Origin of the sequence: Prosthecobacter sp. (assembly GCF_044373815.1) — a bacterium.
Lineage (GTDB): Bacteria > Verrucomicrobiota > Verrucomicrobiia > Verrucomicrobiales > Verrucomicrobiaceae > Prosthecobacter.
Map to the genome: position 1 here is coordinate 1 of NZ_JBIPNG010000513.1, position 4,449 is coordinate 4,449.

Here is a 4,449-nt window from a genome sequence, read left to right on the forward strand (position 1 = left end):
GCGCGATGAACTCGCCGACTTCCGCGCACGCGGCATGGCCGTCCTCGCCGAGCAGCGCTTGGACGCACTCAAGAAGCGCTTCTGCGATCTCTCCCTCTTCGTCAAAGAAGTCAAAGAACGCTTCAGCCGCTGGTTCAATAAACGCCGTGGTCGCCGTGGCACGCTCTGGATGGATCGCTTCAAAAGCGTGCTCGTCGAAGGCAAAGGCGACCCGCTGCGCACCATGGCCGCCTACATCGATCTCAATCCCGTGCGCGCCGGTCTCGTCAAAGATCCCAAGGACTACCGCTGGTGCGGCTACGCAGAAGCCCTCGGTGGCAGCCGCAGAGCCCAGCGCGGCCTGTGCAAGGCCCAGAGCAAACCGGTGGACGGCTGGAAGACCGCCGGCGCTGCAGCAGCGTATCGCTGCCTCCTGCACGCCGAAGGTCGTGAAATAAAAGACGCGCAGAATGAGAAGGTGGTATCTCGTGGTGTCACCGCCGAGTCCGCACGCGCCGTGCTGGCGGAGAAAGGAAAACTCAGCCCCGCCGAACTCGTGCACCTGCGCGTTCGCTACTTCAGCGATGGCGTGGCTTTGGGCAGCAAGGCATTCGTGGAAGGCGTCTTCGAGGCGCAGCGCGGCCTCTTCGGTCCAAAGCGCAAAAAAGGCGCCCGCCGCATGCCCGAGTCAGATGCGCCCTTCTACACACTGCGCCATCTGCGGTTGAAGCCGCTTGGATGAAGCAGGGGGATGAAAATCGATCTCAGCGACCTTCAGTTTGATCGAAAACTACCTGCTCACGGCGCTGCTCCTGCCGCCGCCTACTTCCCCAGCTTCTCCTTCAAAAACCCAAACAGATCCGGGTACTTCATGTGCGCGTAGTCATTGTTGTAATTGATCTCGTGCTCAATGCCTACCGCCTTCAGTTTCTCAGCGATGCCTGCACCGAAGTTGCCGGAGTGCACCGGGTCCTTCGCCGGCGGCTTGCCCAGGTTCGGGGTGCTGTCATAAAACAGCAGCACCGGCGGATCGTCCGCGCTCGCCAGAGCATACGGCGAGAAGCGCTCGATCCACGACATGAGGCTGTCCCGTTTGGCCAGAAACTCCTGCATGCTGCCGAGCCCAAAGGCGTGGTTGCCATAGTCGTTGTTAGGAATCCACGCCTTCATCTGCTTGGGGTCCAGTGAGGTCTGTGGCACAAAGGCCAGCACACAGCGCAGCCGCGTGGATTCATGCTCGATGGGATCAATGCTCTTGGCATTGGCCATGTCGGGGCTGAAGGCCAGCCACAGCACCGTGAAGCCACCCGCTGATCCGCCACAGCCGCCGATGCGCTCCTTGTCGATGCGCCACTCGGCGGCCTTGCTGCGGACAAACTGCAGCGCACGCGCCGAATCATCCAGGCAGGCCTTCACCGGCGGCGTGATCTGCTCCGCCTGCGCCTCAGGAATGAAGCGGTAGTTGATCGAAACCACCGAGATGCCATTTTCGAGGCACTTGGCGAGGAAATCCGGATTCGCCTTATCGCCGGTAATCCAGCCACCGCCGTGCACGAAGAACAGCAGCGGCGTCGGCTGCTCCGCTTTCGCCTGGTAAAAATCGAGCACCTGCTTCTCATGCTCCCCGTAGGGCACATTGGCATGCGTGGGAGTCGGCGTCTGGGAAAAGGCGGTGGCGCCTGCCAGCAGGCAGAGCGTGGCAATGAGTAATCGAGGGGCGCGCATGGTTGAGGTGTGCAGCACCGGCTCGGAACTGCAACCCTCAAAAATGACATGAAGCAGGGTATTTCAGAACCTGCTCCGCATGATCACTCAGAGCACTCCGCTGCCTGCCGCTACACCTCAAGCTGAATCCCCAGCTCAATCACCTGCCGTGGCGGAAGATCAAAGTAACCCGTCGCAGGGCGGGACAGGCGTGACAGCATCACAAACAGCTTTTTCCGCCACGCCGCCATCTTGCCGGGCCCGTTGGTCAGCAGCACTTCGCGGCTCTGGTAAAAGGTGATGCCGTTGCGCTTCACTTTGGTCTTCTCACTCATCGCCGTGCACAGATCATTGAACACATCCGGCGGCTCGGAGAATCCGTAGCGCAGCACCACGCGGTAAAACTCCTCGTGGTACTCGCTGATCTCATGGCGCGATTCTTCGCGGACATACGGTGCATCCGCAAACTTCACACTCAGCAGCACCACCTGCTTGTGCAGCGCCTTGTTGTGTTTCAGGTGGTGCAGCAGCGCCAGCGGCAGGCCGTCGGCGCTGGCAGACATGAAGACCGCCGTGCCGGGCACGCGGATGATGCGGTCCTTTTTGATTTCATCGATCAGATGCACCACCGGCAGCCGCCCACGCTGCATGGCCTGAAACAGGATGGCGCGACCATCCGTCCACGTCTTCATGATCACCCAGATGCACGCCGCCACGGCCAGCGGAAACCACGCACCCTGCATGAATTTGATCAGGCTGCCGGAGACGTAGCCCAGCTCAATGATCGTAAACACCAGCACCGGCAGAAAGGCTTTCCAAAACGCCCAGCCCCAGATGCGGCGGGCCACAAAGAAGAACAGAATGCTGGTGAGAAACATCTCCATCGACACCGAGAGACCGTACGCGGACGCAAGATTGCTGGAAGTCTCAAAGCCGATCACCAGCGCGATGCAGGCCACCATCAGCAGGAAATTCACCTGCGGCATGTAGATCTGCCCGCGCACATCCGGATTCGTGTGGATGATCTTCAGACGTGGCAGATAACCGAGCTGCACCGCCTGCTGCGTGAGGGAGTACACACCCGTGATCATCGCCTGCGAAGCGATGATCGTCGCCGCCGTGGCCAGAATGATCATCGGCACCAGCAGCGGCTGCGGCACCAGTTTGAAGAAGGGATGCTCCAGCGCCGCCGGATCGCTGATCACCAGCGCACCCTGGCCGAGGTAGTTCAGGATGAGCGAAGGATATACCAGGATGAACCACGCACGCTTCAGCGGCTTTGCGCCGAAGTGGCCGATGTCCGCATACAGCGCCTCACACCCCGTCACCGCCAGCAGCACCATGCCCATGATGACGATCCCATGATACCCATGATGCATCAGATAATAAATCCCCCAATGCGGAGACAGCGCCACGATCACCTCCGGATGCTCAATGAAACGATAAAATCCCAGTGACGCCAGTGCCGCGAACCACAGGATCATGATCGGGCCAAACGCCACGCCGATCCGTGCCGTGCCGTGCTTCTGCACCATGAACAGGCCAAAGATGATCGCCACGGAGATGTACACGATCACGTGCTGGGGCAGGGTGGAGCTGATCTGCTTCATCCCTTCCACCGCAGAGAGCACCGAGATGGCCGGGGTGATCATGCCATCGCCATACAGCAGCGCCGCACCAAACAGCACCACCAGCACCACAAAGGCGCTGGACTTGGGGCTAAGGGCCTCCTTTTTGGAGCGCAGCAGGGACAGCAGCGCAAACATCCCACCCTCTCCCTGCGCCGTCGCCTGGCTCAGCAGCCCGAGGTATTTGATCGAAACCATCAGCGTGAGCGACCAAACCATCAGCGAGATCGGCCCGTAGATCATGTCCACTCCATCCCGGCCTGGCACGTAACCCGCATGCGTCAGGCACTCACGCAGCGCGTAGAGCGGACTCGTGCCGATGTCCCCGAATACCACACCCAAGGCAACTAGGGCCAGGGTCCAACTGTTTGAGTTTTTGTGTTCTGACATGAGGAATCTTCAGGACAATCCCGAAGCCCTGTTTGAATCAGGGACCAATGCTGTTAGCCAGTGTGGTCAAAGATGCAAGAGACAGTTCGGCGCACAGGACTGTGTGTATGAACAGCTGCATGCACAAAGTACTCACAAAATTCGTTTCGCGGCTGCGCAGCCCTGGGAGCGCGGTTCTCCGAACCCGCAGCAGGTCGCCATCACTCAGCACGTGATCCTTCATCCTAAACGTCTCCAACGCAAACCGCTTCGGCCGAGAGAAAGAGCCAGAATCAGGCACGCTTCATCACGGCGCTCCCAGCTTCGCGATCTCCTCCTTCTTCAGCGCCCGGTCAAACACCGCGATCTCATCCAGCCGCCCCTCCCAATTCGAGTCATTGTCGCTCCGCCCGCCAAAGAAACACTCATGCGGGGATTTGGCCGCCTCCACCGCGCTCTCCGTCTCAAACTCCAGCGCTCCATTGAGGTAGCCACGCACCTGGTTCTTGTCACGGACCAGCACCAGATGCTGCCACTGCCAGCGCGGGATCTCGGTCTTGCCTGCCACGAGACTCTTGTCGTTCGTGCCGCTGAAGAAAATCAGCTTGCCCGTATTGCCACTCTTGCCGCCGATGCCGAGGTGATCTCCCATCACGCTGAGCCCATGATCCTGCCCCCGGGAAAAAAGCCAGCCGCTGGTATCTCTCCCGTCATTCGGCATGCCATTCCAAAACCACAGCGAGACAGAGTACTGGCTCCCCAGCCCTGC

The 4,449-nt window shown here is 60.1% G+C and carries 4 protein-coding genes; 1 reads left to right on the plus strand and 3 read right to left on the minus strand.

The genetic code is table 11. The features are described from left to right. A partial coding sequence (locus tag ACIREA_RS27225; protein ID WP_397385468.1) for a transposase occupies positions 1 to 721 on the plus strand: 721 nt, incomplete at its 5' end. An 80-nt stretch (positions 722 to 801) separates the two neighbouring features. On the opposite strand, the gene ACIREA_RS27230 is transcribed toward ACIREA_RS27225, so the two are convergent. The 3 genes from ACIREA_RS27230 to ACIREA_RS27240 form a co-directional block, all read right to left on the minus strand. After that, positions 802 to 1,704, minus strand: a complete 903-nt coding sequence (locus ACIREA_RS27230; protein WP_397385469.1) for an alpha/beta hydrolase — start codon at positions 1,702 to 1,704, stop codon at positions 802 to 804. A 110-nt stretch (positions 1,705 to 1,814) separates the two neighbouring features. Beyond that, the gene (locus ACIREA_RS27235) at positions 1,815 to 3,701 is read right to left on the minus strand and encodes a potassium transporter Kup (RefSeq protein ID WP_397385470.1); all 1,887 of its coding nucleotides are present in this window, start codon (positions 3,699 to 3,701) and stop codon (positions 1,815 to 1,817) included. Between the two features lie 286 nt (positions 3,702 to 3,987). Continuing rightward, positions 3,988 to 4,449 (minus strand): LamG domain-containing protein (locus tag ACIREA_RS27240; protein ID WP_397385471.1); only part of this gene is annotated, 462 nt, incomplete at its 5' end.